This is a genomic window from Brevibacillus fortis (assembly GCF_046196545.1).
GTDB classification, from domain to species: Bacteria; Bacillota; Bacilli; order Brevibacillales; family Brevibacillaceae; genus Brevibacillus; species Brevibacillus fortis_A.
This window is the reverse complement of the sequence record NZ_CP176370.1, coordinates 1,838,928-1,865,525: the sequence shown is the minus strand read 5'-3', so window position 1 is coordinate 1,865,525 and position 26,598 is coordinate 1,838,928. Positions and strand designations below refer to the sequence as shown.

General features: G+C 46.3%; 24 protein-coding genes, 2 pseudogenes and 1 riboswitch. Of the genes and pseudogenes, 6 read left to right on the top strand and 20 right to left on the bottom strand.

The features are described 5' to 3' along the window. Positions 1 to 162, bottom strand: a complete 162-nt coding sequence (locus tag ACKKE8_RS09745) for a hypothetical protein (RefSeq protein ID WP_409177995.1) — start codon at positions 160 to 162, stop codon at positions 1 to 3. 103 nt (positions 163 to 265) lie between these two features. On the opposite strand from ACKKE8_RS09745, the gene ACKKE8_RS09740 reads away from it, so the two are divergent. Beyond that, entirely contained in the window at positions 266 to 688 is a 423-nt protein-coding gene (locus ACKKE8_RS09740; protein ID WP_409177994.1) for an oxidoreductase, read from the top strand. A 292-nt stretch (positions 689 to 980) separates the two neighbouring features. Here ACKKE8_RS09740 and ACKKE8_RS09735 read toward each other — a convergent pair whose 3' ends face one another. Together ACKKE8_RS09735 and ACKKE8_RS09730 are read right to left on the bottom strand one after the other, a co-directional pair. After that, positions 981 to 1,310: a BC1872 family protein gene (locus ACKKE8_RS09735; RefSeq protein WP_409177993.1), complete on the bottom strand. Its 330-nt coding sequence runs from the start codon at positions 1,308 to 1,310 to the stop codon at positions 981 to 983. Further along, entirely contained in the window at positions 1,282 to 1,470 is a 189-nt protein-coding gene (locus tag ACKKE8_RS09730; protein WP_409177992.1) for a hypothetical protein, read from the bottom strand. The genes ACKKE8_RS09735 and ACKKE8_RS09730 overlap by 29 nt, the downstream gene beginning before the upstream one ends. 561 nt (positions 1,471 to 2,031) lie before the next feature. Here ACKKE8_RS09730 and ACKKE8_RS09725 point away from each other — a divergent pair. After that, on the top strand, positions 2,032 to 2,781 hold the full coding sequence (locus tag ACKKE8_RS09725; RefSeq protein ID WP_409177991.1) for a stalk domain-containing protein: 750 nt from the start codon (positions 2,032 to 2,034) through the stop codon (positions 2,779 to 2,781). Between the two features lie 143 nt (positions 2,782 to 2,924). Here the strand turns inward: ACKKE8_RS09725 and ACKKE8_RS09720 are convergent. Both ACKKE8_RS09720 and ACKKE8_RS09715 read right to left on the bottom strand, forming a co-directional pair. Continuing rightward, positions 2,925 to 3,726 (bottom strand): annotated as a pseudogene (locus ACKKE8_RS09720) (DNA adenine methylase). A 386-nt stretch (positions 3,727 to 4,112) separates the two neighbouring features. After that, a pseudogene (locus tag ACKKE8_RS09715) lies at positions 4,113 to 4,266 on the bottom strand (LuxR C-terminal-related transcriptional regulator); the annotation flags it as partial. A 205-nt stretch (positions 4,267 to 4,471) separates the two neighbouring features. On the opposite strand from ACKKE8_RS09715, the gene ACKKE8_RS09710 reads away from it, so the two are divergent. Both ACKKE8_RS09710 and ACKKE8_RS09705 read left to right on the top strand, forming a co-directional pair. Further along, complete coding sequence (locus tag ACKKE8_RS09710; RefSeq protein ID WP_409177990.1) at positions 4,472 to 5,377, top strand: hypothetical protein; 906 nt, start codon at positions 4,472 to 4,474, stop codon at positions 5,375 to 5,377. 243 nt (positions 5,378 to 5,620) lie between these two features. Beyond that, positions 5,621 to 5,773 (top strand): hypothetical protein, encoded by a 153-nt coding sequence (locus ACKKE8_RS09705; protein WP_409177989.1) that lies wholly within the window; start codon positions 5,621 to 5,623, stop codon positions 5,771 to 5,773. A 227-nt stretch (positions 5,774 to 6,000) separates the two neighbouring features. Here ACKKE8_RS09705 and ACKKE8_RS09700 read toward each other — a convergent pair whose 3' ends face one another. From ACKKE8_RS09700 to ACKKE8_RS09655, 10 genes are all read right to left on the bottom strand, one after another. After that, on the bottom strand, positions 6,001 to 6,222 hold the full coding sequence (locus tag ACKKE8_RS09700; RefSeq protein WP_003387736.1) for a response regulator transcription factor: 222 nt from the start codon (positions 6,220 to 6,222) through the stop codon (positions 6,001 to 6,003). Between the two features lie 421 nt (positions 6,223 to 6,643). Next, positions 6,644 to 7,567 carry an ABC transporter permease gene (locus ACKKE8_RS09695; RefSeq protein ID WP_409177988.1) on the bottom strand — a complete coding sequence of 308 codons (924 nt, stop codon included), beginning with the start codon at positions 7,565 to 7,567 and terminating at the stop codon, positions 6,644 to 6,646. Positions 7,568 to 7,611: 44 nt separating this feature from the next. Next, a complete protein-coding gene (locus tag ACKKE8_RS09690; protein ID WP_409177987.1) occupies positions 7,612 to 8,535 on the bottom strand; it encodes an ABC transporter permease in 924 nt (307 codons plus the stop codon). A gap of 34 nt (positions 8,536 to 8,569) precedes the next feature. After that, positions 8,570 to 9,433 carry an ABC transporter permease subunit gene (locus tag ACKKE8_RS09685; protein ID WP_409177986.1) on the bottom strand — a complete coding sequence of 288 codons (864 nt, stop codon included), beginning with the start codon at positions 9,431 to 9,433 and terminating at the stop codon, positions 8,570 to 8,572. A 355-nt stretch (positions 9,434 to 9,788) separates the two neighbouring features. Continuing rightward, positions 9,789 to 10,313 carry a GNAT family N-acetyltransferase gene (locus tag ACKKE8_RS09680; protein WP_409177985.1) on the bottom strand — a complete coding sequence of 175 codons (525 nt, stop codon included), beginning with the start codon at positions 10,311 to 10,313 and terminating at the stop codon, positions 9,789 to 9,791. Positions 10,314 to 10,344: 31 nt separating this feature from the next. Further along, on the bottom strand, positions 10,345 to 12,438 hold the full coding sequence (locus ACKKE8_RS09675) for an ABC transporter transmembrane domain-containing protein (protein ID WP_409177984.1): 2,094 nt from the start codon (positions 12,436 to 12,438) through the stop codon (positions 10,345 to 10,347). Positions 12,439 to 12,458: 20 nt separating this feature from the next. Continuing rightward, the gene (locus ACKKE8_RS09670) at positions 12,459 to 12,983 is read right to left on the bottom strand and encodes a hypothetical protein (protein WP_409177983.1); all 525 of its coding nucleotides are present in this window, start codon (positions 12,981 to 12,983) and stop codon (positions 12,459 to 12,461) included. A gap of 74 nt (positions 12,984 to 13,057) precedes the next feature. After that, positions 13,058 to 13,516, bottom strand: coding sequence for a chemotaxis protein CheX (locus ACKKE8_RS09665; RefSeq protein WP_409177982.1), 459 nt, complete (start codon positions 13,514 to 13,516; stop codon positions 13,058 to 13,060). A 78-nt stretch (positions 13,517 to 13,594) separates the two neighbouring features. Then, positions 13,595 to 13,993, bottom strand: a complete 399-nt coding sequence (locus ACKKE8_RS09660) for a hypothetical protein (RefSeq protein WP_409177981.1) — start codon at positions 13,991 to 13,993, stop codon at positions 13,595 to 13,597. A gap of 70 nt (positions 13,994 to 14,063) precedes the next feature. Further along, positions 14,064 to 17,795: a S8 family serine peptidase gene (locus ACKKE8_RS09655; protein WP_409177980.1), complete on the bottom strand. Its 3,732-nt coding sequence runs from the start codon at positions 17,793 to 17,795 to the stop codon at positions 14,064 to 14,066. A 146-nt stretch (positions 17,796 to 17,941) separates the two neighbouring features. Here ACKKE8_RS09655 and ACKKE8_RS09650 point away from each other — a divergent pair, with 146 nt between their 5' ends. Next, the gene (locus tag ACKKE8_RS09650) at positions 17,942 to 18,382 is read left to right on the top strand and encodes a MarR family winged helix-turn-helix transcriptional regulator (RefSeq protein WP_409177979.1); all 441 of its coding nucleotides are present in this window, start codon (positions 17,942 to 17,944) and stop codon (positions 18,380 to 18,382) included. A 605-nt stretch (positions 18,383 to 18,987) separates the two neighbouring features. Here the strand turns inward: ACKKE8_RS09650 and sdhB are convergent. The 3 genes from sdhB to ACKKE8_RS09635 are packed head-to-tail and all read right to left on the bottom strand — an operon-like array spanning position 18,988 to position 22,141. Next, positions 18,988 to 19,737 carry a succinate dehydrogenase iron-sulfur subunit gene (sdhB, locus tag ACKKE8_RS09645; protein ID WP_049737738.1) on the bottom strand — a complete coding sequence of 250 codons (750 nt, stop codon included), beginning with the start codon at positions 19,735 to 19,737 and terminating at the stop codon, positions 18,988 to 18,990. Positions 19,738 to 19,755: 18 nt separating this feature from the next. Further along, the gene (gene sdhA, locus ACKKE8_RS09640; RefSeq protein WP_409177978.1) at positions 19,756 to 21,510 is read right to left on the bottom strand and encodes a succinate dehydrogenase flavoprotein subunit; all 1,755 of its coding nucleotides are present in this window, start codon (positions 21,508 to 21,510) and stop codon (positions 19,756 to 19,758) included. A gap of 19 nt (positions 21,511 to 21,529) precedes the next feature. Continuing rightward, positions 21,530 to 22,141, bottom strand: coding sequence for a succinate dehydrogenase cytochrome b558 subunit (locus ACKKE8_RS09635; RefSeq protein ID WP_409177977.1), 612 nt, complete (start codon positions 22,139 to 22,141; stop codon positions 21,530 to 21,532). 429 nt (positions 22,142 to 22,570) lie between these two features. On the opposite strand from ACKKE8_RS09635, the gene ACKKE8_RS09630 reads away from it, so the two are divergent. Continuing rightward, positions 22,571 to 23,023, top strand: coding sequence for a YslB family protein (locus ACKKE8_RS09630; protein ID WP_409177976.1), 453 nt, complete (start codon positions 22,571 to 22,573; stop codon positions 23,021 to 23,023). Positions 23,024 to 23,072: 49 nt separating this feature from the next. Here the strand turns inward: ACKKE8_RS09630 and ACKKE8_RS09625 are convergent, their stop codons facing one another. Beyond that, positions 23,073 to 24,314: an aspartate kinase gene (locus tag ACKKE8_RS09625; RefSeq protein WP_409177975.1), complete on the bottom strand. Its 1,242-nt coding sequence runs from the start codon at positions 24,312 to 24,314 to the stop codon at positions 23,073 to 23,075. A gap of 231 nt (positions 24,315 to 24,545) precedes the next feature. Beyond that, a riboswitch (Lysine riboswitch) is annotated at positions 24,546 to 24,733 on the bottom strand. A gap of 81 nt (positions 24,734 to 24,814) precedes the next feature. Continuing rightward, a complete protein-coding gene (gene uvrC, locus ACKKE8_RS09620) occupies positions 24,815 to 26,596 on the bottom strand; it encodes an excinuclease ABC subunit UvrC (protein WP_048031978.1) in 1,782 nt (593 codons plus the stop codon). Between the last annotated feature and the right edge of the window lie 2 nt (positions 26,597 to 26,598).

Genomic DNA, 26,598 nt, shown 5'->3' with positions numbered 1-26,598 from the left:
CTATTGTGATAAGGTAGTTTTTTTGACTTCTTGAAAACACTCTTCACGATACAAGGTACTTTCTATAAGTACCCAACCTGCTTTGTATTTTGATGCCGTATATTTTTGACCTAAAATCAATTCATCGTAATTAGCGTGCCATTCCGCATAGATGACCTCCATGCTAAAACGCCTCCTTTCTTCCCTACACATTGTGTTTAATGCTAAAAGCACCGCTTCTCCAAACTTGTTAGAATTAAGGTAAATATTGAGAGGACGACCACTCATGCAATTTCATCACTTATCAACTGAAGTTAGGCAACGTTTTACAACAGATGAACCTCACCTTGAAAATGTAAAGTTCAGTGATTTCATAATTGATGGATATTCTTTACATAAGCGACTTGAGAAATATGATTTAGTGCCCAGTCTAGGTGATAATACTAAAGAGTACCAGGAGGAAATGATCAGTTATTTCTTACTTCAAAAGCCTCATCCACTGCTATGGTACCGAGCACCAATCTTGGTTTGCCCGGAATGTGGCGACTTGGGATGTGGGTTCATCTCGGCCAAACTTGATAGAAAAGACAATCTAGTAATTTGGAGTGATTTTTACAAGGATAACTATCAATTCAAAATTAATATTGGGCCATTCTACTTTAGATGGGACCAATACTGTGAAGTCATTAAGTCTACACTGACGGATTAATGGAATGAACAGTTTGCAAATGAACAAGTGAAACAATTTTGCTTCGTTGCCGTATTCCTCTAAGAGGTGATTCCATTGCCATTATTCGCTATTATTTGGTTCCTATCAGTTCCTGCATGTATCTATATGGGCTTCACAGTTGATTCCTCTAGTCATGCTTATAAGTGGATTGGATTGTTTGCGATCGCGACAACAAAAATGATGTGGTCGGATCTTAAAAGATGGCTTGCGTTAATAAGTAGTCGCAAAACAGAATTGCCGAAAGGTCCTAATTAACATATTTACCGTTTTGTTAAGCAACCAATTCCAAGGCTTCCAAAGCGGCGTCACAAATTGTTCTTGGGGTTATGGCATATATGCTACTTGGGATGCTTTCATAAAAGACTAGGTAAGCCAAATAGTTAGTTTCACGCAATGTTTTGAACTTCTCTACGATTATCCACGCATCGGCAATGTTGTGGAGTGGGCGCCAGTGAGTTGCAATCTCATTTCCATTCATCCTCCAAGAGTCGAAGAACTTTTGCGTCCCTCCATCGGTTAGGTCCAGCTCTACTTCATGCTTTTCCCATCCCATCACCTTCGTTCCCAACGTTTCAACGATCTGCTGCTCGGTCATTGTCATCCTCGTCTTCCTCCTCAAACGCTTTTTTGAACATGCTTTCTAAGGCTTTTACATATGTCTCCAATTTCTCGTCAGACATACTGTTGACATCCGGCCCATGTCCTGGTACCGTTCGAAAGTTCGCCAATCGTTTGAGTAGAGCTTGTCTAGTTGGTGTCAATGCCGTTATCTCTCCTTTCCTGAATAACTACTTTGTATAATTTCCTTTCCATCACCAGATGCTAAAAAATAAAGGAGGTATTTCTGTTTGACACCATCAAATCAAAATCCAAATTCTAATTCTCCCCGTCCACCTGATTTTCAATTACCAAATCCAGTATTCCCACCACCCGGTGCAGTACCTCAACCTACTCCACCTCCTTGGGAACCACCTGTATTGAAGCCACCGAATGCACCACCAGATTCACCACCTGGAATAAATCCTAAACCACCAACGATTCCTCCTATAAGTGATGATCCACCACCACCACCAGTCCCTTGGTGATCACTCTACGCATCTTTTATCCAGGAGTAGCTCGTGCCAGCTACTCCCTACACATAGTGATAAATCATTTACTCCGGAGATATATTGCTTGAAATTTGCGACATGTGCATCACGCTACACACAACCAGAATGAAAAAGGAAGGGCAAGCAATACGATCTGAAGTGAAACTTTTCCAATCCTCCATGCGTTTAATAGATGTGCAATTAAAAGTCTATTTTCGTAAGGAGACAAACAACATGAACAAATCACAGAAACTGTTTATCGGAGTGGTATCAGGGGTACTTCTGTTCACTGCCGGAATGATGTCAAGCGGCTCCGCTTTCGCTAAAAAAGCAACTGAAGCGATCACCGTGAACTTTTCTAATATCAAACTGATCGTAAATGGCAGTCCCATCGACACAAAGGCGGAGCCTTTCGTTTATAAAGGGAACGTGTATGCCCCTGTCGCCACTATCGCGAATATGCTTGGCGTCGGTCAATCCTGGATGAACAGCGATCCCCTTACCAAAACCCCAGCTGTTCGATTTGAAAGTTTGGACAGAGTCGAACAAAATGTTCAGTTTGAAGGAATGGCGGGTCACGCCAACTACGCGTTGGACTATGTGTACTATGCCGTGGTCGGTTCCAATAAGGTCGTCAATGCAGTAAACAAAAAAGAAATCCCGCTTCCTCAAAGTGTTGGAGGTACTCTATATCCAGTGACAAGAATGGTTCATACCAATCAATTCCTCGCGGTCGAGTATGGAGAAAAAGAAGGCGAAACTCAGGTTTATGTTAACCTGTACCAGCTTGACAAAGGCAAAAACACAGTGAAAATGGTCTTCTCCCAACAACTGGACGAAGGGGCTAAAGGTACCACCTACCGCTTCTCCTACAACGAGTCCGAAAAGAGCTTGACTGAAAAGATATACACGAATCAAAAACTTGTTGGGGTGAAGTTTTACCAGATTTCCGGAAATCAATTTGTTAAACAGGAAGAACTGTAATCGAGAAACTGTTAACAAGAGAACCTTCTAAAGGGACTCTGATCGATGCCCTCTTTCGGATCATATGCCGGTAGAGGGCTTCATCTTGCCTTCACTACAAACGACTTGATCGCTATTCTTACTGAGCATTGTGTATCAATCCGTTATATCTTCGGCAACGAAAAGATTGTCTGCTGCCCATGTTCTGCTGCTACTGGGTTGATCCACAATACTTCGGTTCTTGACCTTCCCGCCTCTGCCTGTACTTTTCGTTCTTCCCGGTGCCACTTCCGCAGTCGGTCGTTGTACATAGGGTGGTCGTAGCCGGAGAGCAGAACAGGACCAGGATGCGACAGCAACGTTTCCAAAAGCTCCTCATGCCCTGTATCCTTCATTTCGTTCTTATACATTCGCTTACTACGAGTAGAGAGAATATACGGCGGATCGGCATAGATCAACACTTCTGGACGCCTGTATCGCTCTATCAGCTTTACCGCAGGCTGACATTCAATCTGCACACCCCTCAGCCTGTCTGTAACGGTTATAATCTTATCCGGTAACAGTTGCCAGTCTTTTGCTGGGTGAGGCGCGTTGAGGTCGATGATATGCCGCCATCCGGTGCGGTCGCTTGTCTTTCCGCCGCGCGCCATCCAACAACGGACGAGGAAGCGTCTTGCTCGCTCCAAGTCATCCCCTTCTGACTCATAGCCCCGGTAGTATTCGGCACGGGCGTATGGAGTCCAACTGATCGCTCTGGCCAGAGCTTCCGGATTGTCAAAAATAAATTTGAAACTTCCCCGTCCAGGTCATTCACAGTCTCAAGTATCGATCGTTCCTTGTTGAACAAGACAGCTCCGCTGCCGAAAAAAGGTTCCAAGTAAGTCGTATGATCTGGCATGTGGCTGATTATCCAGTCGGCCATACTCCCTTGCTACCCGGATAGTGTAAAATTCGTGGTAATTTCATTAATCTGGCCTCCCTTCCAACTGGCGATTTAACAAAATTGAGCATGTGTTCCCATCGATCTGCTGATTCCGTTGGAGGATTAAAATGTCATTTATAAATTGCTGGTATTCTTATGTATGGAAGATTTCCGTGTAGTCTCGCTTCGAAGTTCATCTGATTTAAATCCATTGTTTCCATGTAGAAAGTACCTTCAAACCGTCTTTCTTGTACCCATCCCCTCGATCCTATATCCTTCCACATCGCCTTCTCTGCTTCTTTCTTTGTCCGAACCACTCTCTTGTTTGCTATTTACACAAAAGTAAATAAAAGCGCATTTAAACGCAAATGAACATAAAAAACCCTCCCTACCGACCAAGGGAAGAAAAGGGAGGCTGGATGGACTGTGTTCAAATCTCTAGTTCACCAAGTCGAACAAGTTCGACTTACTGCCTGAGATCGACTTTTGACACCTAATTTTTGCATGACATTACTAATGTGATTGCGCACAGTCTTTTCGCTGATGAAGAGTTGTCTGGTAATCTCTTTGGTTGTCTTACTCTTTCTCATGGAATGTATTCACTCATTTCAGATTAGATGCATATTATGTAAGCTACTCGCCAGAACGTTTACAAGAAGTTGTTTCGTGATAGACTTCCCCCTAGATTTATGTGATTAAACTGAGTTCCGATCTTTTCTTACCAAACAATCGATAACAGATGAGTGTTTCATCATCTACCAAAACAAATGTAAACAAGGGGAGGATGGAATGTATAAATGCTTTTTAAGCAAAAGTATTTTGACTCTCTGCTTCGTCTTCATGAGCTTGATCCCTTTCGTCACAGGTGATGCCGGAATGACTTCTACTGCCAGTGCTACGAATGCCTGCGATCTCCCGAACTACCCAAACCCCCTCTGCACTGGCGTGCCAGTCGGTACAGTGCTTACTACCATTAATGGCGACTACACAGTAAAAACCAACAACGAAGTGATTGATAAAAAGCACATTACCGGAGACTTGATAATTAAAGCAGCAAATGTTGTCATAAAAAACTCACAGATCGATGGTGTGGTTACCAATGAAATCGGGGGAATCTTTTACGGCCCATTTACGATAACCGATTCTACGGTTGGGCCGCCTATTGGCTGCGTAGTAGGTGTAGCCATTGGAGACAGTAACTATACTGCGATTCGTGTCCGCACCCGCGGCGTTGATGATGGGTTCCGTATTAGTCAGCCCGGAAATGTCATTGTACGAGATTCCTACTACAAAGGATGTGTTCCGAATGTCGCTGACCCTCACCCTGACGGTATCCAATCTGTTTGCGAAACTACATGCTCTTCTATCTTGGTTACACACAATACGTTTGACCAAAGGGGAATGTCCAAATCGAACTCCCCCATTTTCATAGTCGACCCTCTTGCCAGAAATGTCACAGTTAACAATAATTTGATTGGTGGCGGCACTTACAGTCTTCAACTCGAATGGGGCGGCGGTCCCAATTGGAACGTAAGCGGAAACAAGATCATTTATAATTCCTGGAAATATGCCCCTGCCTCTATGGAAGGAACCTGCAGTAACATTAACTGGGGGAGCGGAAATGCCTCTGTCACAATTAACCAAAACTATCAAATTACTGGCACCGTGACGAACTATACCTCCTGCATTGATTAAGGCTCTGCGGCTTATGTTTTTACTCTCTTCTCCGTATTTTGAGCAGCGTTCATTTTTCATCGTAGCAATTGTTATGTCATCCTAGCTCTAGCGCAGCCGCATATTTTTGGAGTGGTGCAGTCAGATTGAAAAAGAGAGATGAATACACAGTAAAGCATTCCCCTGAAGTGCACCCCTTAAAGTAGACATTGGAAAAACACCCTGGTGTTTAAACCGATGAATATTTTAGGGGGTGCTTTTTTCGTGGCTAAAAAGGGGCAAAAATTCCAGTCATTTAGTTTTGAGTTGAAGAAGAAAGCGGTTGAGATGCTGCTACAGGGAATGACCAAACAGCAAGTGGCTGATGAATTAGAAATAGTGGATGTTCAACACCTGAAAGTGTGGCATATCACATGAGTCTTCGTAATGATAACGACCTTGTTTTACAAACCTTTCTCAAGGCGTTTGAAAAGCATAAGGACGAGACTGGATTGATCGTTCACAGTGACCAAGGAATCTAATACACGTCCTACGCTTATCACGACATTCTACTAAATTGGGCTTTGACCATAGCCACTCCCTCGAAAATAAAAAAACCCTCCCTTCCGACCAAGGGAAGAAAAGGGAGGCTGGGTGGACTGGGTTCAAATCTCTAGTTCACCAAGTCGAACGAGTTCGACTACTGCCTGAGATCGACCTTTTACACCTAATTTTTGCATGACATTACTAATGTGATTGCGCACAGTCTTTTCGCTGATGAAGAGTTGTCCGGCAATCTCTTTGGTTGTCTTATCTTGGACCAAGAGTTCAAACACTTCTCTTTCGCGATTCGTTAACAACGGCTTGGTTTGGTCGCTACCCTTCAATCGTGCCACCCCTCCTTGTGGGCTCTACAGGAACAAGGTTGAGGGATTACAGAGTCACCTTATCCTATGATGGGGGGTGGGTGATGGTGCCGGAATTTCAAGGATTTTAGGCTTTTGCCTTACATCCTATTCAGAAAATGGGCAATGGGTTCCGAACACCGCTGAGAAACCTCTTCGACATCCGCCGTGAATTTTTCCGTTCGAGACGACGATGGCCGCCAGTTGTCCCCCGTTCAGATCGCGACGAGTTCGCCTCGCCTGATGAGATTGCCATCGGAACCCAAGGCCAACACCGCCCCCGACACTCCAGTCTATTCACCCGGCACATATACTGCTCCCTACAATTCGACTTCCATTCCATTATTTTTAACCGGATCAACCAAAAATGCCCTTGATTCGTAAAAATCAAGGGCACCTCAACTTAAATAAATGGGGTACGACTATACGTTTGCTCGAACTTATCACGCAATCCTTTGGCCAACAAGCTAAACGATCCAATGGCGATCATGAATGCCCCCAGCGGTACGAGGAAAATCCACGTATAGTTACTGTAAATAAAGCCTCGATAAGACCCGAGCAGCCCTGCCCATTCGTGTGTAACAGAATGATACAAAACCGGGTCAAAGGTCATTTTGGTACCACCTACAAACAGGTCAAATATACCGAGAAGCCCCATCAAGGTCATGACAGCGATCATTTCTGTGATCAAGATGATAATGAGCTGTTCCTTCAAATGTGGCAAGATGTGGCGAAAGACGATTTGATTCCGGCCAGCTCCCAGTGCAACGGCAGCCAAAACGTATTGGGATTCTTTAATTTGTTCGGTCATTTGACGCACAGAAGAGGCTACAGAAGGTGTTCCAAGGACAGAGACAAGCCCAATGAAAAGCAGCACGAGCGTGAACGTCGGCAGCTCGGAATTCACATTGATTCCCCGCAATAAAAAATACACGGGGATAAACACAGGCATATAGCTCCATGCATTTTCAATCGCCATCCACCAACGCTGCTCTTTATCCTGTATGCCGATATAGAGTCCAATCCATGTACCAAGAAACACGCGTATAAATGCGATCGCAAGGGTAATAAAAACGGTGTATGGCGCTCCATGGAGCAAGAGGGTCAGTAAATCATACCCCCATTTGTCCGTGCCGAGTAAATGTTCCTTTGACGGCGGTAAGGGCGGAGAGACCATGACTTGTTTACCGTTCACAACCTCCTGACGCATCTTCGCTTGATATTCCAGATCATAGGGAGCCAAGTAAGGCCCCGCCACAGCGATCACGATCAGAAGGAACACGAAAATACTGCCTAGCCAAAAAGAAAAATGGAATCGTTTTTTCATCAAAAAACCTCACTTATCCCTCATGCTGAAAAGTGACCAGCTGCTTAAATAAATGGGGTACGACTATACGTCTGTTCGAATTTATCACGCAATCCTTTGGCCAATAGACTAAAGGAACCGATTGCAAGCATATAAGCAGCAAGTGGAATCAGGAAAATCCACGTGTAATTCGTGTAGACAAAGCTTCGGTAAGTCCCGAGCAGTCCTGCCCATTCATGTGTGGTCGAGTGATACTCAACAGGGTCATAGTACATAGTCGTGCCGCCTACAAACAGACCAAAAATCCCGAGAAGCCCCATCAACGTCATGATCGCGATCATCTCTGTCACTAGGACAATGACCAGATGCTCCTTCAAATGCGGCAGGATGTGGCGAAAGATGATCTGATCCCGCCCGGCCCCCAGCGAAGTTGCAGCTAAAACGTACTGGGATTCCTTGATTTGCTCCGTTTTTTGACGGATGGACGCAGCCACCGAAGGCGTCCCTAGCACTGCCACAACCACTACGAAGAACAACACGAGCGTAAACGTTGGTAATTCGGGATTGATATTGATTCCTTTCAATAAAAAATAGACAGGAATAAATATGGGCATGTACCCCCAGGCGTTCTCAATCGCAATCCACCAACGCTGCTGCTTGTCCAATATTCCAATATACAGTCCGATCCATGCTCCAATCAATAATCGCAATAACGCAATCATGAGCGTAATAAAAATGGTGTACGGTGCCCCATGGAGCAGTTTTGTAAGCAAATCATAGCCCCATTTATCCGTACCCAACAGATGCTCGCCTGACGGTGCCAATGGAGGCGAAATGATCACTTGCTTCCCGTTCACCATCTCATTGCGAACTTTCACCTGGTAATCGATGTCATAGGGGGCCAAATAAGGTCCGGCTACACCGATAATCATTAGAAGTAATACCAAGATACAGCCTAGCCATAAAGCCCAATTGAACCGTTTCCTCATACCATACCCTCACTCATTCCAAAAGAAGTCTGGGTTATTTATACACAACCGCGCGTTCAATCACATACAGAATGAGACGAATCAATATATAGACCAAAATGGATAGCAAAATAATACCTAACAGTCCCATGACAGCAGCATTGAATTCGTAACCGCCATCTTTGCTGAAAATAAAGCGGGTCAATCCTACTACGTTTAATAAGTACTCGACAATAAACAAGTTGGCTACCGTAATCGCAATCGTCTTCTTTAAATCAGCAATGAGAAACGGCTTGATATTTTTATAGACGTGGTGAATGAGAACATGCCATATCCCCATTCCCTTGGCAAGTGCAGTTTTAATGTAGTCTTCGCCGCCGATTTGTGCATACTTCAGGCTGACTACCTTCATGAGAAAAATCGTTGGTCCAATTGACAATAGCGTGATCGGAAACCAGGTACTCTCAGAGTCACTTACGGGTGACAAGGTGATAATTCGAATATTCGTCAGCTTGTAAAATCCGACCGCACCCACAATCGAAACAACAATCAGGATGAAATCAGGAATCGTGGCAAGCAGATTCAAAACCTTTTGAAATTGACGTACAATCCGAAAGCGCTGCAATAGCAATCCAAAAATAATACTAGCAAGGACTGCGACACCAACACTTGCGAACAGTAGTTCAAAGGAGCTAATTGCAAATGGGAGAATATCCTCTGCGATGCTCCTTTCCGTTTGCCCCGAATAATAGGTTCCGAGGGAGCCTTCTGCAATCTGCTGAATCAGATATACCGCATGGACTACGATATTTCCCGGTTCGAACACGATTTCTTCCTTTTGCGTATATAGCATGAACGGCCCACCGCAAACGACGATAACTAGGAAAAACATCCCAATTAATTGTTTTACATAGGACAATCTCTCATACCCCCTTACTATTTCCAACAATACACTATCTATTAAAAATCATCCAGACAATAGAAAATATTTTATTTTTTTATTCTATTCAAACAGAATGGGAAATAAAAAAGTGGCTGAGCAGGATAGCCTGTCAACCACTTCTCCATTCTTGGGAACAGTTGATACGGAAAGATGATAGCTTATCGACTACTTCGCAGAAGAAGTAGACACACGCAGCTGCTCATTTTTCATGAGAAGATTTTGAATCGAAGCAGTGAAAGGTTTTCTTACTCCGTCTTTCAAACGGGGAACCATTGGAATCATCTGATAGACCTCCTTTCTGGCAATATCTTCTTAAGAATAGCATTTTTCCTTATTTAACGTCAATTGCGGCCATTCCCAGATAGGAAGCGAGTTGATTGATTTCCACCATGTAGACGTTTTCTTGTCCGTAATAGCCCTCCTGCTCCCCTGCAACCTGGGCAAATTTAGAATAGAGCCGGTTCAGATAAACATGGTTAGCATCTGCACGAAAGGTCACTTGTTTCACGTGTTCATTTTCTTCTTGGACCTGTCTGATAAGATGGCGAAAGCCTTTCAGAAATACCCTGCTACTTCGATATTTTTCTTCAACGATGACAGAATGGATATAGCAAATTTCGCCCTCTGGGTCTGGTTGCCTTTCTGCTGTCAAGTATTGATAATGGCCCCATCCGACCAATTTGCCTCGCTCGTCTTCTATCAGGATCAAATGAGAATCCGGGAGAAACGTCAAAATATGAACAAGCGTGTCACTGAGGGAAAACATGCGGCTAAATTCGAATCGATTGCGCATAAAGAATAGCGTGAATTGGGCAAAATCATCGTCACTGGTACAGCTTCTAAATTGGACATGCATCCTTTGCACACTGCCTTTCTTTTTCTGTTCGCTAACGTATTGGCTGTTGGACGTTCTTGCCAATCGCCGAGTGTTGGGACGTGATGTACTGGAATACCTTCAAAGGTAAAGTCAAAACAACACAAGAGGTGAGAGCCGTCACCGTTGTTGTCTGTAAAGCACCCGGTAAGTCTGTTTCTCCAAAGTGATCGCCGTCCTCCAAGATCGCAAGTCGAATCTGCTCCTCAAATTCAGCAGATGTTTGGGATACTTCTACCTTTCCGCGTGCGAGGAGGTGAAACTTCTCTGCGACTTCTCCTTCCCGAATGATCGTCTGTCCAGCAGTAATCGTCTCTGTATGGAAGAGATGCAAAATATCAGGCATGTCGACATCTAAAACATCCGTAGCACCTTCTGGCGCAGTCAAAACACTTTGCTTCTCCCATAGCCTTCTGTAATAGCCCCGCTCTTGCAACAGTTGAGAGTGTGTCCCTTGCTCGACTAGTTCCCCCTGTTCCAACACAAATATTTGATCCATGTCCGTTATGGTCGCCAAACGATGTGTCACCGTAATGACAGTCCGATCGCTGGAAAGCTTCGCAAAAGTCTTGTTAATAGAAGCCTCTGAAATGGGATCAAGAGCAGAAGTTGCTTCATCCAGAATGAGTAGAGAAGGATTACGCAGAATCGCTCGAGCAATGGCAAGTCGCTGCCTTTGTCCCCCAGAGAGGTTGCTCCCCCCATCCAAAACAAGTGTTTCGTACTTGTCCGGTAGACTCATGATAAAGTCATGGATCTCCGCTTGCTGTGCAGACGTCCTCAGCTCATCGTTGGTCGCATCGAGTTTGCCGAGCCGGATGTTTTCGGCTATTGTTCCGTGAAAAAGAAAGTTATCTTGGAAGACGACCCCTACATGGTTGCGGAAGGCTCCCCTATTATATTCATCGAGTTTTGTGTCGTTTATCTCGATATGACCAGAACTAGGTTTATAAAAGCCTAATAACAGCTGAACGATCGTGCTTTTTCCAGACCCGCTGGAGCCAACAATCGCAACTTTTGTCCGAGCCGGAATCTGCATGCTGACCTGCTTAATAGATAACTGGTTTTCCTGATAGCCAAACGTAATATTTTTTACGGACACTTCAGTCATACGCCAATCGAGCTGATCCGCTGCAGAATGGTCGACTTTTTCACTAGGTTCATTCAGCACCTTCTGGATTCGTTCCATACTGACTTGTGCATCTGTCATCAGCGGGAGCGTAAAGGTCAGATTAAACACTGCATTCCCCATCGACGTATACATGGTGAAAAAGGCGACAAGCGAACCGACAGAGATTCGCCCGGTGAGTGCCAGATAGGAACCGAAGCCAATGATCGTAAAGTTGATGAGTAATAAGCATAGCGCTGGAATTCGTTCCAGCTTTGCTGCCATCAAATTTTTGCGATAGTTGCTGACCAACAGCAATTTGAGTCTTTCATTGAATTTATCGATCATGACATCTTGCAGGTTGAAGCCCTTGATAACCATTTGCGCTTTTGTATTTTCCTGAACATCATTCGTCATAGCAGCGAGCTGTTCTTTGTATGCGGCATTGACTGCGTGGGCACGTCTGCCAAGCAAATAAGGACCTGTAAAGATCAAGATTGCCCCCACCAAGATACACAGCGCCATCACCCATTCCAGGTAAAACAACACCATCGTACTAATCGTCACGACTACTAATGACTGAATACCCGTCGTGAAGAGAATGGCCAACGATCTGTCAATGACAGGCAAATCCACTGAAAAGTAAGAGACCAGTTCGCCCGAACGCGTTTTGTGGAAATAGCTGACTGGCAAATGCTGCATATGCGCAAACAGTTTTTGCCGCAAATCATTTTGCACACGTGCATTTAGTTTTGCCAGCACATAATCACTGATAATTCCCCCACTGACACAGATAAACCCGCTAATCGCCAATACGATCATGATGAGTGTGAAAACGTGCATATCTTTAGGAACAATCGCTTTGTCAATGATCATCTGGAAACTAAGAGGTGCCAAGGATAAAAAAAGCAGATCGAGTGCAAGCGTGAGGAAAAAAAGGAGAGTCAGGAGCTTATAGGGGCGTATGTAGCCAAACAGGTTTTTGATGACGAACAGCATCGTAACGTCTCCTTCTTGGATTAGAAAAATGGTTCATGTTGAAACCTGGCTGCATAGGATTGCCAAGACAAAAACGATGCACGATATTCATCCAATGGACCGTTTGCCGTTTCCACAGAAGCGACTCGTTCTGCAATCTTGGTAAACAATTTGCGTAAAGAGTCGTTCGAGGAAGTCCAGAATCGAAACTCCTTCACGTCCTCCTCCATATAGGCGATATATTCGGTTACATACTGAAGGGCGTGTAAAAAAAGGCGACTGCTGCGATACTGTTCTAAAAAATAGACCACCTGAATTTGCACGATATGCTTGTCCTCGTACTGATTTTCACCTGTCCCGTAAATGTACGAAAAGGCACCGATCACTTCATCGTCATCGTTGAAGCAAAGAAATGCTTTTCCCTCCATTAAAACGGGACTCGCCAGAAAACTGAGCGCCACAGGAAAGGAATATGGCATGCGGAGCTGGTCGTAGTTTTCCAATAAAAAGGTCATGTATTTTTCATAATACATCTCAGCTGAACAGATCGAGAAGTAATGATCCATCTCTTTCCATCCCTCCTTTGAATGATGATGCGTAGCTACGTATCCTTCACAAAAAAGACGGCCACTAGCCGCCTCTATCTTATCACAATAATTTGAATATCCAGTCTGCCCATGTCATGAAGATCGAGCGGTGCAGTCAATGCTGTCCCTACCATGTCTTTCAAGTCTTGCTGGTGTAAAAATAAGGGCGGGGTAATGTCTACAATAACACCTCGATTGGACAAAAGCGTACTCGCATTCCCGGAAATCATGTTCCCCAACTCGGAAATGGCACTTTTTCCGAGCTCATCCATCTCTTGCACGGGATAGCCGCCCATCATGGCCGAGACAATGCGCAAAGCCAATTCCTCTTGCAGACCGAAAAAGACCTCACCTTGTAATTGACCTGTCATTCCGATTCGAATCCATGTATGGCCTTCTACATGGCTCCATTCTCTTTCAGCTAACTCTCCACGCGAAATGTCGACATTGCATACTTGTTGAATCACGGACGAAGCTGATTCAAGAAATGGATCAAGGTACTGGACTATCATCTGCGTTCTCTTCCTTTCCCGGGCAATCCCTCTCGTATAGGACTATCATAATGTCGATTTTTGGCAGATGCAATAGAATTACGAAAACTTCGTAGGCATAAGGTCACGAAAACAGGGTGTGTCAGGAAAATAATCCTCTACTTTTGTCTCATGACGAATGGTATAGATGGCTGTGCACGTTCGCAAGTCTAATATTTCTACACCGATCTCATGCTTACTCAATTGCCACATCGGAAGCTGGACTCGATCAAAGGCAAAAACAGTATCTCCAAATGCCAAACATTCCTGTATACAGCGGACGGCATCGTAATGTTCGTCGGCCTCAAGCAAATGAACAGGCTCCACACCGAATTGTTCGATCAGATGAATGCGATCCGACAATTGCTCTGCCCCACGCTTCCTCCCGGCGGTCTTTCTAGGTGATAGCACAGGGTACTCTCTCGTAACATATTCCCACATGATCCCGTGGTAAAACATCGAATGGTATCCTCCCACAAAAATTTAGCCCGGCAATAGCCTTTTCGCTGCTACTGACGGGCCCGCTACTCTATTTTTTCTTACCGACGACGTTCATCTCTGCTCGGGCTTCCCTACCCAGTGCATCAGTGGCAACAACCGTCAGTTTTTGCTTGCCTTCCTCTACCTCATGAAGCACCAAGCGAAATAGCCCACGATCATTCGCGTTGGTCTGAAAGCTTTTTGATCCATAGTTGATTTGAAGGTTAACAGCACCAGCACCTGTCACTTTCCCTTCGATGGGCAGCGCTTCACCTTCCTGGCCTTCTAGCTGTTTGGTCGGTAGCTGGATCGTCGGAGCTGGCACTGTTCGCGCCTTGTAGGACATACGTTGCTCCCCATTGCTTATGACGACCGACCCTGCATTGGCATCGACATACGCGTACACCAGCAACATGCTTTGATTGCCTGCACCGTCTTTGCCTTCAAGCAAAATGCGATTTTCTCCCTGCTTCATACTCAAAATTTGCGTTACGTATTTTTGGGCAGGGATTTCCAATTGCTCCTCTTCAAAGTAGGACACGATTTGCCCATTGATACTTACCTGACCTTTATAAGTTTGATCTCTGTACATGAAGCGGATTGGAACCAGCATGTTCTTAGTTGCTGCATCGAATTGTACGTCTTCGCTGCCATCGTTTAGCAATTGCAGTGTCGGAGGACTCGTATCGACGATGACCCGCTGCGTGAATTGGCGCTTGTTCCCATACATATCCATTGCACTGTACATCACATAATTGAGACCTTCCGTTAATCGCAGAATGGTTTCAAATGATCCATCCGTCGCCAGCTTTACAGGCGTTTTGTTAATCGACAAGCGGACTCTGTCCATCATATCCTCGCCTGTTACTTTGCCCCTGAAGGCTACATCTGGCTGCTTGGATATTTTCAGATAAGGAAACAAATCATCCGGGAACTCCACAAATGGCGGAGTGCTGTCACTTTTCCCGTTAATATGCGCCACACTGATATTCCCTGCATAATCGTACGCGACTACACTCATTTTTTTATCCGGCTGATTAATGAGTGTGCTGGACACTTTTGGAGAATAGGGGCCTCCTACCCTTTTGCCGTTTACATATAGGAAATAGGCTTGGATATCTTTATCGCGGCTGCTCCACTGAACCCGGTTTCCTGACACAGAAGCTGTAATCACAGGAGCTTTTGTATCCACACGGATGGGGAGTGTCATCGATTGCCAATTTGCGTTGCGGTCGTCTATTTTGGCCTTAATGGAGAATTGGTACTGTCCATCAGGTGCCTGTATATAGGCGCCTTTTTGCGGTGAAAAGATCTTTCCATCCCAGCTCCACGCTTCCTTTTCCGTATAGTAGTATGGCGTCCCCAGCTTGGATTGGTCATACTTGCTCACTTTTTCATCACGCACAAGCGTGCGAATCGGCTTGCCTGACTGGTCTGTTACTTCGACGATAATATGACGGGCATTGCGCAAAAAAGTAATGGAAGGAGCAGCGACATCGTAATGCCCATCCCCGTTTGGCGAAAAGGCAATATGATTGGGATCGATTTTCGCACCACCATCGGCTTTGACACCTGTAACACCTAGATAATCCCGATAGCGCCATTTGTCATTGCGTTTATCGTGATACCAGCTCGTCTTGACACCTGTTCGTTTTTCCTGACTTTCTGCCTCCCATACAGGCTGATCCATAATCTTTGGTTCATCCCAATCGCCGTAGAAGCCATAAAACGGCGTTCGCAATGTAGGCAATTCCTTATCATCTGGCTGAAAGGAAATAAATCCTTCTGCAAATTGATTGCGTGCTGAGCCTTTCGGAATCGTGAGCGTTACCTTCACTTCCTCTAACTTCCCCGGAGCAACAGTAATCTTAGGAGCGGAAAATTGCAGTTCTGCCCCCTCAAAAAGGGTATTTGTCAGCATGTTGATCCCATTCTTGCGCAAGTCCGTCATGACACCAAACTCATTTTGCAACTGATACGTAATTGGCTTTTTGCCAAACTTGTTATTAATAAAAAGAGAAAAGGTCGTTGAATTCCCAATCTCTCCTAACGAGACACCTGCTTTTCCTTTTGCATTCACAACAATAGCCGGCGTCTTGATCGCTTTTGCGATTTGCATCATTCCTGCTCCTTGAACCCGTGGGCTGTAAGGAACTTTTTTTGCTTTCTCTTTATCCGCTGCTGGTATGCTGATTTGCGGATCGATTATCGGTTCTGCTGTATTCATCGCCGCAGCCTTTAACGTATCGACAAGCGATCTGCCTTGCAGATTCCGCCCTTGCTTGAGATAGCCTTGTTTCAGCAAAGCCATCCCGCCTGCCACATGTGGCGTTGCCATTGACGTACCACTTTTCACGGCATATTCAGACTCTCGCGTGAGTGACAAGATGCCCCCACCTGGAGCAGCAATTTCCGGTTTAAACTGCAAATCGGGGGTTGGTCCCCATGATGAAAAAGCCGAGATCGTTCCTCCGTCTGGATAAGGCATTGAATTTTGGCCATATTCACCGTTAAAGGAGACCGTCACTTTCTTGCCTTTTTTTATCGCTTGCGCCATTTGCTCGCCCATGTGCTTCAAAACAGAAACAGCCGGGATTTGTTTGGCATGCTCCGCACTGATAATGAGTGGTCCCATTTCATTGTTGTAGATAACAGCACCAACTGCTCCTGCTTCTTTGGCGAGGCGCAGCTTTTCGTCGAATGAAATGTCGCCTCGCTCGAGCAATACCACCTTATCTTTTACGGAAACATTGTAGTCTTCCTTCTTCCCTTTCCCCATATAGACAAGCGGATATGGCTTCATCAATGTCATGACTGGGTTTATCGCACCCCCGCCTTCCACATAGCCCGATAAATATACGACTTTCTCCATACCGGGTACCCCTTGCACCGTGAAGCTATAGCCAGCTAGTGCTGTAGCGTTGACAGAAGCAACTGAAAACGCATCAGGACTCAAGCCTGGAGAACCGATCATGGCGATATCCGGATTCTGTGCTCGTACCTTATCACTGCCGAAATACGCATCATTACCAGCGGCCGCCACTACTATGATCCCATTATCGACTGCTCGCTTCACAGCCATTTGCTCCACATTTGTTTCATCCACATAGCCCGCTGAGGAACCGAGACTCAAGTTGATGACATCCGCTTTTTTCGTAATGGAATCATTGATCGCAAATAAAATTGATTCACCTAGCCCAGGAACCTCGCTTTGATAATTGGAAAATACTTTTTGGCTGATGAGCTGGGATTCAGGAGCAACCCCTTTTACTTTTCCGTTCGCACCAATAATTCCCGCCACATGGATACCATGCTGAGATTCCGATACGTCTTCCGTTGTTTGCGTACGGTCAGCCCAGTTAAAGCCAGGGATCACCTTCTGGGAAGAGCCTGACTTTTGCATGGCCGAACGCTTATCATGTGGGGCAGGCAAATCGGGGTGGCGCGGATTGACTCCCGTATCGATCACGGAAACGAGCATCCCTTCCCCTTTTACGCCTGCTTTCTCCCAAGCTTGAGTCGCCTCAATCATTTCCAGCGAATCGACCGGCGCAGATTTTAATTGCTCACCACGCAGTAGCAGCTCTTGCCGTTGCCATTCATCTGCCTTCGTTTTATATTCCTTGTCCGCCTTGCCTGTATATAATGGCTCGTGCATTTCCGCGAGATCCTGCAAAATCTGCGTATGAATGGTCGCCGTTCCTTCAAACGCTGTTGTGCTGACAGTCGTTGCGGGAAGCAAAGCCAATATCAATCCAATGCTGCATACCTTTTTCTTCATCGTTTGCCCCCTTGCTGGAAGTCATTCCATTATGTTTTCAGTTTTCACTAGGAATCGCTTGGGTATTCCCTTCTTTTCGCGAAGGTTGACAAACGAAGTATTTTCAGCCAATATTTAAGTGCATTAAATAAGGAGACGATACGAGCATGCCCTCCCCACCAACAGATACCCTTGAGCGCTTGCAGGAGGCGTTTCGTACCATTATGCGTACGATGGGAACGCAATTAGCCGAGCCTGTCTCTGGTTTAACTGGCCCGCAATTCTACATTCTTCATCAGCTGGAACAGAAGGAAAAATGCACGGTTGGAGAATTGGCTGAATCAATGGGAGTCAAACCAAGCGCAATCACAGCAATGGTCGACCGTTTGGATAAACACGGTTTCGTCGCCCGCGATCGTGATGAGGAAGATCGCCGAGTGGTTTACATCAGCTTGCGTGATTCTGGCAAAGATATTTTGCAAGTAGCCAAGCAGAATCGGAGAGAAAAACTAAATAAAATGTTCTCTCACCTGACAGAAGATGAACTCCAGCAATTCGTCCTCATTTTTGAAAAGCTGGCGATAGCGGCGGTCATCGAGACGAATTAAAAAACTCCCTGTACGTTGCTGTTGTAGTAGGGAGGAAACAGGAGAAAACGCTCAGCTTCTAGGTCCACCCCCTGGGGGTTTGACTGCACGACTCCATGCAAAAAGCGAAACCGCGTCCAAAGTGGTCCATTCAGGATGTTTTTCAGAAGTGGCCGCTTAAGGGCGTGTTTCGCTTTTTGCATTGCGTCTCGGTCGGTGTCCCTAAGATCTTCGCTGTTTTCTCCTGTTTCCTCTACGAGCGTTCCATGTGACCCGATTTTTTAATGCCTTAAAAGATGGAAGAATGTAATCAGTTACGACAGAGAAGAATATTTCCAGACGTAGCGACTTGTGGAGTCCTACCGAGCCGAGAAGGGATTTGCGGGCAAAAGAAACGCAACGTGCCTGCGCTACGAAGCGGCTACCACTTTTGCGTTTCCCCGTAAATCCCTTCGGAGCGGACAGTCTCAGCCCCCAGAGGAACGGAGCCTGGAGCCTAGACTGGAAATATTCTTCTCTCCACTACAGCACATATACTCCCAATGCAGTAAGCACTTAAACAAACTTTCCTAAACTGAAAAAAGGCGTGCTTTCCGGATAACCGGTGCACGCCTTTTCTTCGTCTATTAGGAGAAGAAGAACTTCTTCACTGCATGTTTGGTTGTTTCTTTGTTCATGTGAGCGATCGAGGTTGTCAGCGGAATGCCTTTTGGACATGCCTGTACGCAGTTTTGCGAGTTACCGCAATCACCGATACCGCCATCTTCCATCAGGGCTTCCAGACGCTCATGCTTGTTCATCATACCCGTTGGATGCTGGTTGAACAGACGAACCTGCGAAATTGCGAATGGACCGATGAACTCAGACTTCGCATTCACGTTCGGGCAAGCTTCCAAACAAACACCGCACGTCATGCACTTCGAAAGCTCGTACGCCCATTGACGCTCAACTTCCGGCATGCGAGGACCTGGTCCCAGATCATGCGTACCATCGATTGGAACCCATGCTTTTACACGTTTCAGCGCATCGAACATGCGGCTGCGGTCAATCGACAAGTCACGTTGTACAGGGAAGGTGCTCATTGGCTCCAGACGAATTGGTTGTTCCAATTTATCTACCAATGCCGAGCAAGCTTGGCGAGGTCTTCCGTTGATGACCATCGAGCACGCACCGCAAACTTCTTCCAAGCAGTTCGATTCCCAGTTAACTGGAGACGTTTTTTGACCTTGTGCATTGAGTGGATTACGTTGGATCTCCATCAAAGCACTGATCACGTTCATACCAGGACGGTAAGGAATTTTGAACTCTTCCTTGTACGGAGTGCTGTCAGGGCTATCTTGACGAGTGATAATCAAATGAATCAATTTTTCTGCCATGATCAGTTTCCTCCTCTCTTATTTCTTGTCAGACGTATAGTCACGTTTACGTGGTGCGATCAGGGATACGTCGATGTCTTCATAGTAGATTTCAGGCGCAGTCGTTTCAGCATTGTACTTCGCCATTGTCGTCTTCATGAAGTTCTCGTCATCACGCTCTGGGAAATCAGGCTTGTAGTGAGCACCGCGGCTCTCATCGCGCTTGAGGGCACCGATCGTGATCGCACGGGACAGTACGAGCATGTTCCACAGATGACGGGTAAACGCAGCACCAGAGTTGCTCCATTTATTCGTATCGTTGATATTGATCTTTTTGTAGCGTTCCATCAGTTCAACGATCTTATCATCCGTTCTTTGCAGACGGTCGTTGTAACGTACTACCGTTACGTTGTCAGTCATCCACTCACCCAGCTCCTTGTGGATCAGGTAAGCATTTTCTGTTCCGTCCATTTTCAGGATGCTGTCGTATTTCGCTTGCTCTTGGCTAGCAAAGCCGTCGAAGAGCGTGGAAGACAGATCATCAGAGGATTTGTTCAAGCCTTTGATGTACTCGATTGCTTTTGGACCTGCTACCATACCACCATAGATCGCGGACAGGAGGGAGTTCGCACCCAAACGGTTTGCACCGTGCTGAGAGTAATCGCACTCACCTGCTGCAAACAGACCAGGGATATTGGTCATTTGGTTGTAGTCTACCCACATACCGCCCATGGAGTAGTGAACCGCAGGGAAAATCTTCATTGGAACTTTACGTGGGTCATCCCCAACGAATTTTTCGTAAATCTCGATAATACCGCCCAATTTTACATCCAGTTCTTTTGGATCTTTGTGGGACAGGTCGAGGTATACCATGTTTTCGCCGTTGATACCCAGCTTCATATCTACGCAAACGGAGAAGATTTCGCGAGTCGCGATGTCACGCGGAACCAGGTTTCCGTATGCAGGGTATTTATCTTCCAGGAAGTACCAAGGCTTACCGTCTCTGTACGTCCATACACGACCACCCTCACCACGAGCAGACTCAGACATCAGACGCAGCTTGTCGTCGCCAGGGATTGCAGTTGGGTGAATCTGGATCATCTCACCATTGGAGTAGATAACCCCTTGTTGATACGCCGCAGACGCTGCTGTACCTGTATTGATAATCGAGTTCGTCGATTTACCGAAGATGATACCAGGTCCGCCTGTTGCCAAAATAACGGCATCCGCACGGAAGGATTGAATTTCACCGGAACGCATGTTTTGTGCAGTAATCCCGCGACAGGTTCCTGTATCGTCCAAAACGGCTCCGAGGAAATCCCAATATTCGTACTTGGTTACCAGACCTTCAGCTTCATAACGGCGTACTTGTTCGTCCAATGCGTACAAGAGCTGTTGTCCAGTTGTCGCACCCGCAAAAGCGGTACGGTGATGTTTGGTTCCCCCGAAACGACGGAAATCCAATAGACCTTCTGGCGTACGGTTAAACATAACGCCCATACGGTCCAGCATATAGATGATGCCAGGTGCTGCATCGCACATTGCTTTAACTGGCGGTTGGTTTGCCAAGAAGTCTCCGCCATATACTGTATCGTCGAAGTGCTCCCATGTGGAGTCGCCTTCCCCTTTGGTATTTACCGCACCGTTAATACCGCCCTGCGCACAGACAGAGTGGGAACGTTTTACCGGAACCAGGGAGAACAGCTGAACAGGAACGCCTTTTTCTGCTGCTTTGATGGTAGCCATCAAGCCGGCCAAACCTCCACCGACAATGATCAGTTTACCTTTTGCCATGAGTTTTGTCCCCCTATCCCTACAAAATGAAAGCCGACATCGCACGCAAGCCGATGAAGGTTACAACTACGAATACGCCCAAAGTCAGGAATGTTGCAATGCGTTGGGAACGCGGCCCAACTGTAATTCCCCAGTGAACGAGGAACGACCACAGTCCGTTGGAGAAGTGGAAAGTCGTGCTAATAATCCCGATTGTGTAGAAAACGATCATTGCAGGACTGCTCAAAATGTTTGCCATCATGTCATAATCCACGTGTGCACCGAGTGCTTTTTGGATACGAGTTTCCCAAACGTGCCAAACAATAAAAATAAGGGTAATGACTCCTGTAACGCGTTGCCACAAGAACATTTGGTTTCGGAAGTAACCGAAGTTCCCTACGTTTTGCTTCGCTTGGAACGCAATGTAGAGACCGTAAACAGCGTGAAACAGGATCGGGAGGTAGATCAAGGCAAATTCAAGTACTAACAGAAATGGAAGGCTTTCAATGAAGCCTACTGCCTGGTTGAAAGCTTCAGGCCCACGAGTCGCTTGATAGTTGGCGGTCAAGTGGAACACGAGGAAGAGCCCGATCGGAAACAAACCAAGAAGTGAGTGTAGCTTGTGACTGAGAAAGCTATGGCCTTTCGCCATACAATGGTCCCCCTTTCAATGTATGTAACTCTCAATTCTGTGAAAAACGTCAAGCGTCACCGCAAGCGGTCCAAAACGGTTTTCGGCCGTTTTGATAGACCTTTCCCCAATATCCTAACCCATTGCCTCACCCATTAGACATAGCAAAACCGCCACGATCATTTTATGAAGAGCGCCTTGACGCTGTTCACAAAAAGACTGCGTTCGCTAGATCACATGAATTTGTCGGAATGTGTCAAAATTCGAGAAAAAGTTGGGCAAAACTTTGACCAAATCCAATTGTACTCTTGTCGACACAGAGCGTCAAGACAATCAATGTACTAAATACATTGATAGAATAACTTTGTTTAGTCCAGCTATTTTTTCTATTACGATGTCATGAATGCGAGTCCCTCCTCATAATCTAGTACAGACAGGAGGGAAGCACATATGAAAGAGAAGGATCAGCTTGCAGCACTGTTGCCGCCAGAGACCATTCCCTATGCGGAAAGAATGAATATGCCCTATCTTGGCTATCATCTTCTACGCGAAACGCTGACCAGCACCCTGCTAGGCGATAGTGAAAACCATATTCTCTATTGGATAGGAAAAAATATGGGCCGCCAAATCCCCATTCAATCTGCCACTGGCCCGATTATGCCTTTTATTCGGCTCGGATTAGGCCAGCTAGACGTCGTGGAGGAGACCGGGCAAACTATCGTCTATTCGCTCACTCATTCCATTTTTAGCTATCAGTCTATTGAGAGACTAGGATGCAGTCTTTCTTTTGAGGCTGGGATCATCGCTGGTATGATTGAGCAGTGGAAAGAAAGAGAAGCGTTCAGCAAAATCGAAATGGAAAGCCCTTCAGACATACGTATCTCTGTACAAGTGGCGTCATGAAGAAAATGCCCCCTCTACCTATAACAAAGGGAGAGGGAGCATCCATAATTTATACTCCGTGCACGACCGCAGTTTCCTCGACATCCAGACCATATGCCGAATGAAGACTGCGAACAGCCAGCTCCGTCAAGGCTGCTGGAATGACGCAAGAAACCTTGATATCAGACGTAGATACCATTTTAATAGAAATTTCTTTTTCTGCCAGGACGCGGAACATTTCGGCAGCTACCCCTGGATTGTTGATCATGCCTGAACCAACAATCGATACCTTGGTCAAGCCTTCCTCGAAATCGATTTTTTCAAAGCCAAGCTCATTTTTGTTTCTGTCCAGCGTATCCAATGCTTTTTTCAGGTCATCCGCTGCAACAGTAAAAGAAATGTTCGTAACAGACGCATCATAGGAGCTTTGGATAATGATATCGACGTTCACCTGATTGTCCGCCAGCGTATTGAACAGACGGGAGAGCGTCCCGACCTTGGCAGGCATGCCGACAACCGTGATTTTGGCTACATCTTCATCGTGTGCAACTCCACTTACTACTCTTCCTGTTTCCATGTTGGCAACCTCCTCAACGTACGTACCATCTTCGGCAGTAAAGCTGGAGCGGACGACCAGCCTTACCTTGTATTTTTTCGCAGCCTCTACTGACCTTGGATGAAGAACCCCTGCACCGAGGTTCGCCAGCTCCAGCATCTCATCATACGAGATCGTATCCAGCTTGCTCGCAGCTGGAACCATTCGCGGATCAGCTGTATACACCCCGGACACGTCCGTAAAGATTTCGCATTTCAGAGCGTTCAAGCTCGCTGCCAGTGTAACCGCAGATGTATCCGATCCACCGCGGCCGAGCGTCGTAATTTCACCTTCGTCACTGATCCCTTGGAATCCTGCCACGATTACTACGCGACCACGGCCGAGCTCGGATTGAATCCGCTCTGGATCAATCTGCTTGATCCGTGCTCTTCCGTGAATCGCCTCCGTGGTGATTCCAGCCTGCCAGCCCGTAAGAGAAATGGCGTCGTAGCCTTTTGTATGCAAGGCCATCGACAAAAGCGCGATCGATACCTGCTCCCCCGTGGTCAGCAACATATCCATTTCACGCTCGGATGGGTATGCGCTAATCTGCTTGGCCATGTCTACCAACACGTCAGTAGATTTGCCCATTGCAGAAACAACGACTACCACATCATGCCCTTCCTCTTTGTAGCTGATAATTCGATCCGCAACTCGTAAAATTCGCTCAATGGTACCTACAGAGGTGCCTCCATATTTCTGCACGATCAACCCCATGCGGCTTCTCTCCCTTTTTCTCATATCCAATATTGGTATTTATCTCGTCTTGTATGGTTTTTCACTATTCTCTCTATAAGGAAAAGTCTATCATTTTTATTTTACAAAAAAGGCACCGACAAGGAATAAGACCTGCCGCTGCCTACTGTTTCGACATACCGGTTCCTCCCTCCCAATACACGCGGACAACGAAGATTGACAGTCAACACCATCAAAACTCACATTGACACACCGTGAGATAGCTCTCCATCTGACAATTGGTCATTGTGCAGATGACAGTCCTGCATTTGTTCAACGCAGACCCAGCATGGAGAAAAGCGGGTTTCCCTCCACACTTCGGCGAATTCCCCTTTCCCGTCCCCTTCACAGATACCCGATCTCAGGGTGGTACTCTTGGTTTTCGCGCCTCTACCTCACTCCATAATGGAAGTGAGGCTAACTATTCTGTTTGAATCGGATTATATCATGAGTCTAAAAATGGATCAATTCCTTTTTGAACTCTATGTGTCCAGCTTGCGCAGATGCCCGATGATTTCTTTTGCCAGCTTGTCGCCGATCCCTAATTGGCGGAAGTCTTCAACGGTCGCCTCGCGCATTTTTTTCAACGAGCCAAAATGAGAAAACAACAGCTTGCGTCGCTTCTCACCAATACCCGGGATCTCATCCAACTGCGAGGAGAGCATCGTTTTCGTCCGGGATTGTCTGTGGAACGTAATAACAAAACGGTGGACTTCATCTTGGATGCGCTGCAACAAATAAAACTCATAGCTATCACGTCTAAGGTTCACAGGCTCTGGTGGATCTCCATACATGAGCTGAGCGGTACGGTGCTTCTCATCCTTTGCGAGTCCACAGACGGGAATATAGAGGCCCAACTCGTTTTCCAGCACGTCCATAGCTGCGCTGATTTGGCCTTTTCCACCATCGATCACAATCAGGTCGGGCATCGGCTGGTTTTCTTTCAGCAGGCGAGAATATCGACGGCGAACTACTTCGCGCATGGAGCCGTAATCATCTGGTCCCTCGACGGTTTTGATCTTGAATTTGCGGTATTCCTTTTTGTCAGGGCGGCCGTCTGTAAACACAATCATCGCAGACACTGGCTCTGTTCCCTGAATGTTGGAGTTGTCAAACGCTTCAATTCGATGAGGAACCGGAATCCCTAAAATGTGACCGAGATTGTGTACCGCTTGGACCGTACGAGCATCGTCCTTGGACATCAGCGCGAATTTCTCCTGTAAAGCAATACGAGCGTTCTCGGAAGCCATCTTCACGAGCTCATGCTTTTTGCCTCTTTTCGGAGCATGGACTTTGATGCCCAGCCACTCACTCAAAAGCTCCGGTTCACTCTCTTGCGGAAGCAAAATCTCTTTTGGCAGCGCATTTTGCTTGTCGTAGTAGAACTGGCTCACATAAGACATGAAGTCTTCGGTTTCGCTGCCATAGTATGGAAAGGAAGTCGTCTGACGCTCGATCATCTTCCCTTTTCGCATATAGAACACCTGAATGCACATCCAGCCTTTTTCCACAGCAAACCCGATAATGTCGCGGTCTACCGTATCAGTGAACGTTATTTTCTGCTTCTCCATCACCGCTTCGATGCTCTTGATCTGATCGCGATATTCCTTGGCGCGTTCGAACTCCATGTTTTCTGCGGCTTGCAGCATTTTTTCCGTGAGGGTTTGCTTCATTTCCTCATGGCCACCATCGAGGAACCGGCTGATTTCGTCCACCAAACGCTGATTTTCCTCTGCCGATACCTCGTACACACAGGGTGCAAGACATTGTCCCAAGTGGTAGTAAAGACAAACCTGCTTGGGCATATTGCGGCATTTGCGCAACGGATAGAGGCGATCCAGCAGCTTCTTCACCTCTGAGGCATCTCCAGCATTCGGATACGGACCGAAATACTTGGCTTTATCTTTTAATACTTTACGGGTAATCTCCAGGCGTGGCTGCGCCTCATTCGTAATTTTGATGTACGGATACGTCTTGTCGTCGCGGAGCATGACATTGTAACGCGGGTCGTGCTCCTTGATCAGGTTGCACTCGAGGATGAGCGCCTCAATCGCTGAGGATACCACAATGTACTCAAAGTCTACGATCTCACTGACCAACAGCTGCGTCTTCCCGTTATGACTGCCTGTAAAATAAGAGCGGACGCGGTTTTTCAGCACCTTGGCTTTTCCTACGTAAATGATTTCCCCGCTCGCATTTTTCATCAGGTAGCAGCCTGGCTTATCTGGCAGGACGGCCAGTTTATCTTTTAAGGAGCTGTTCATGG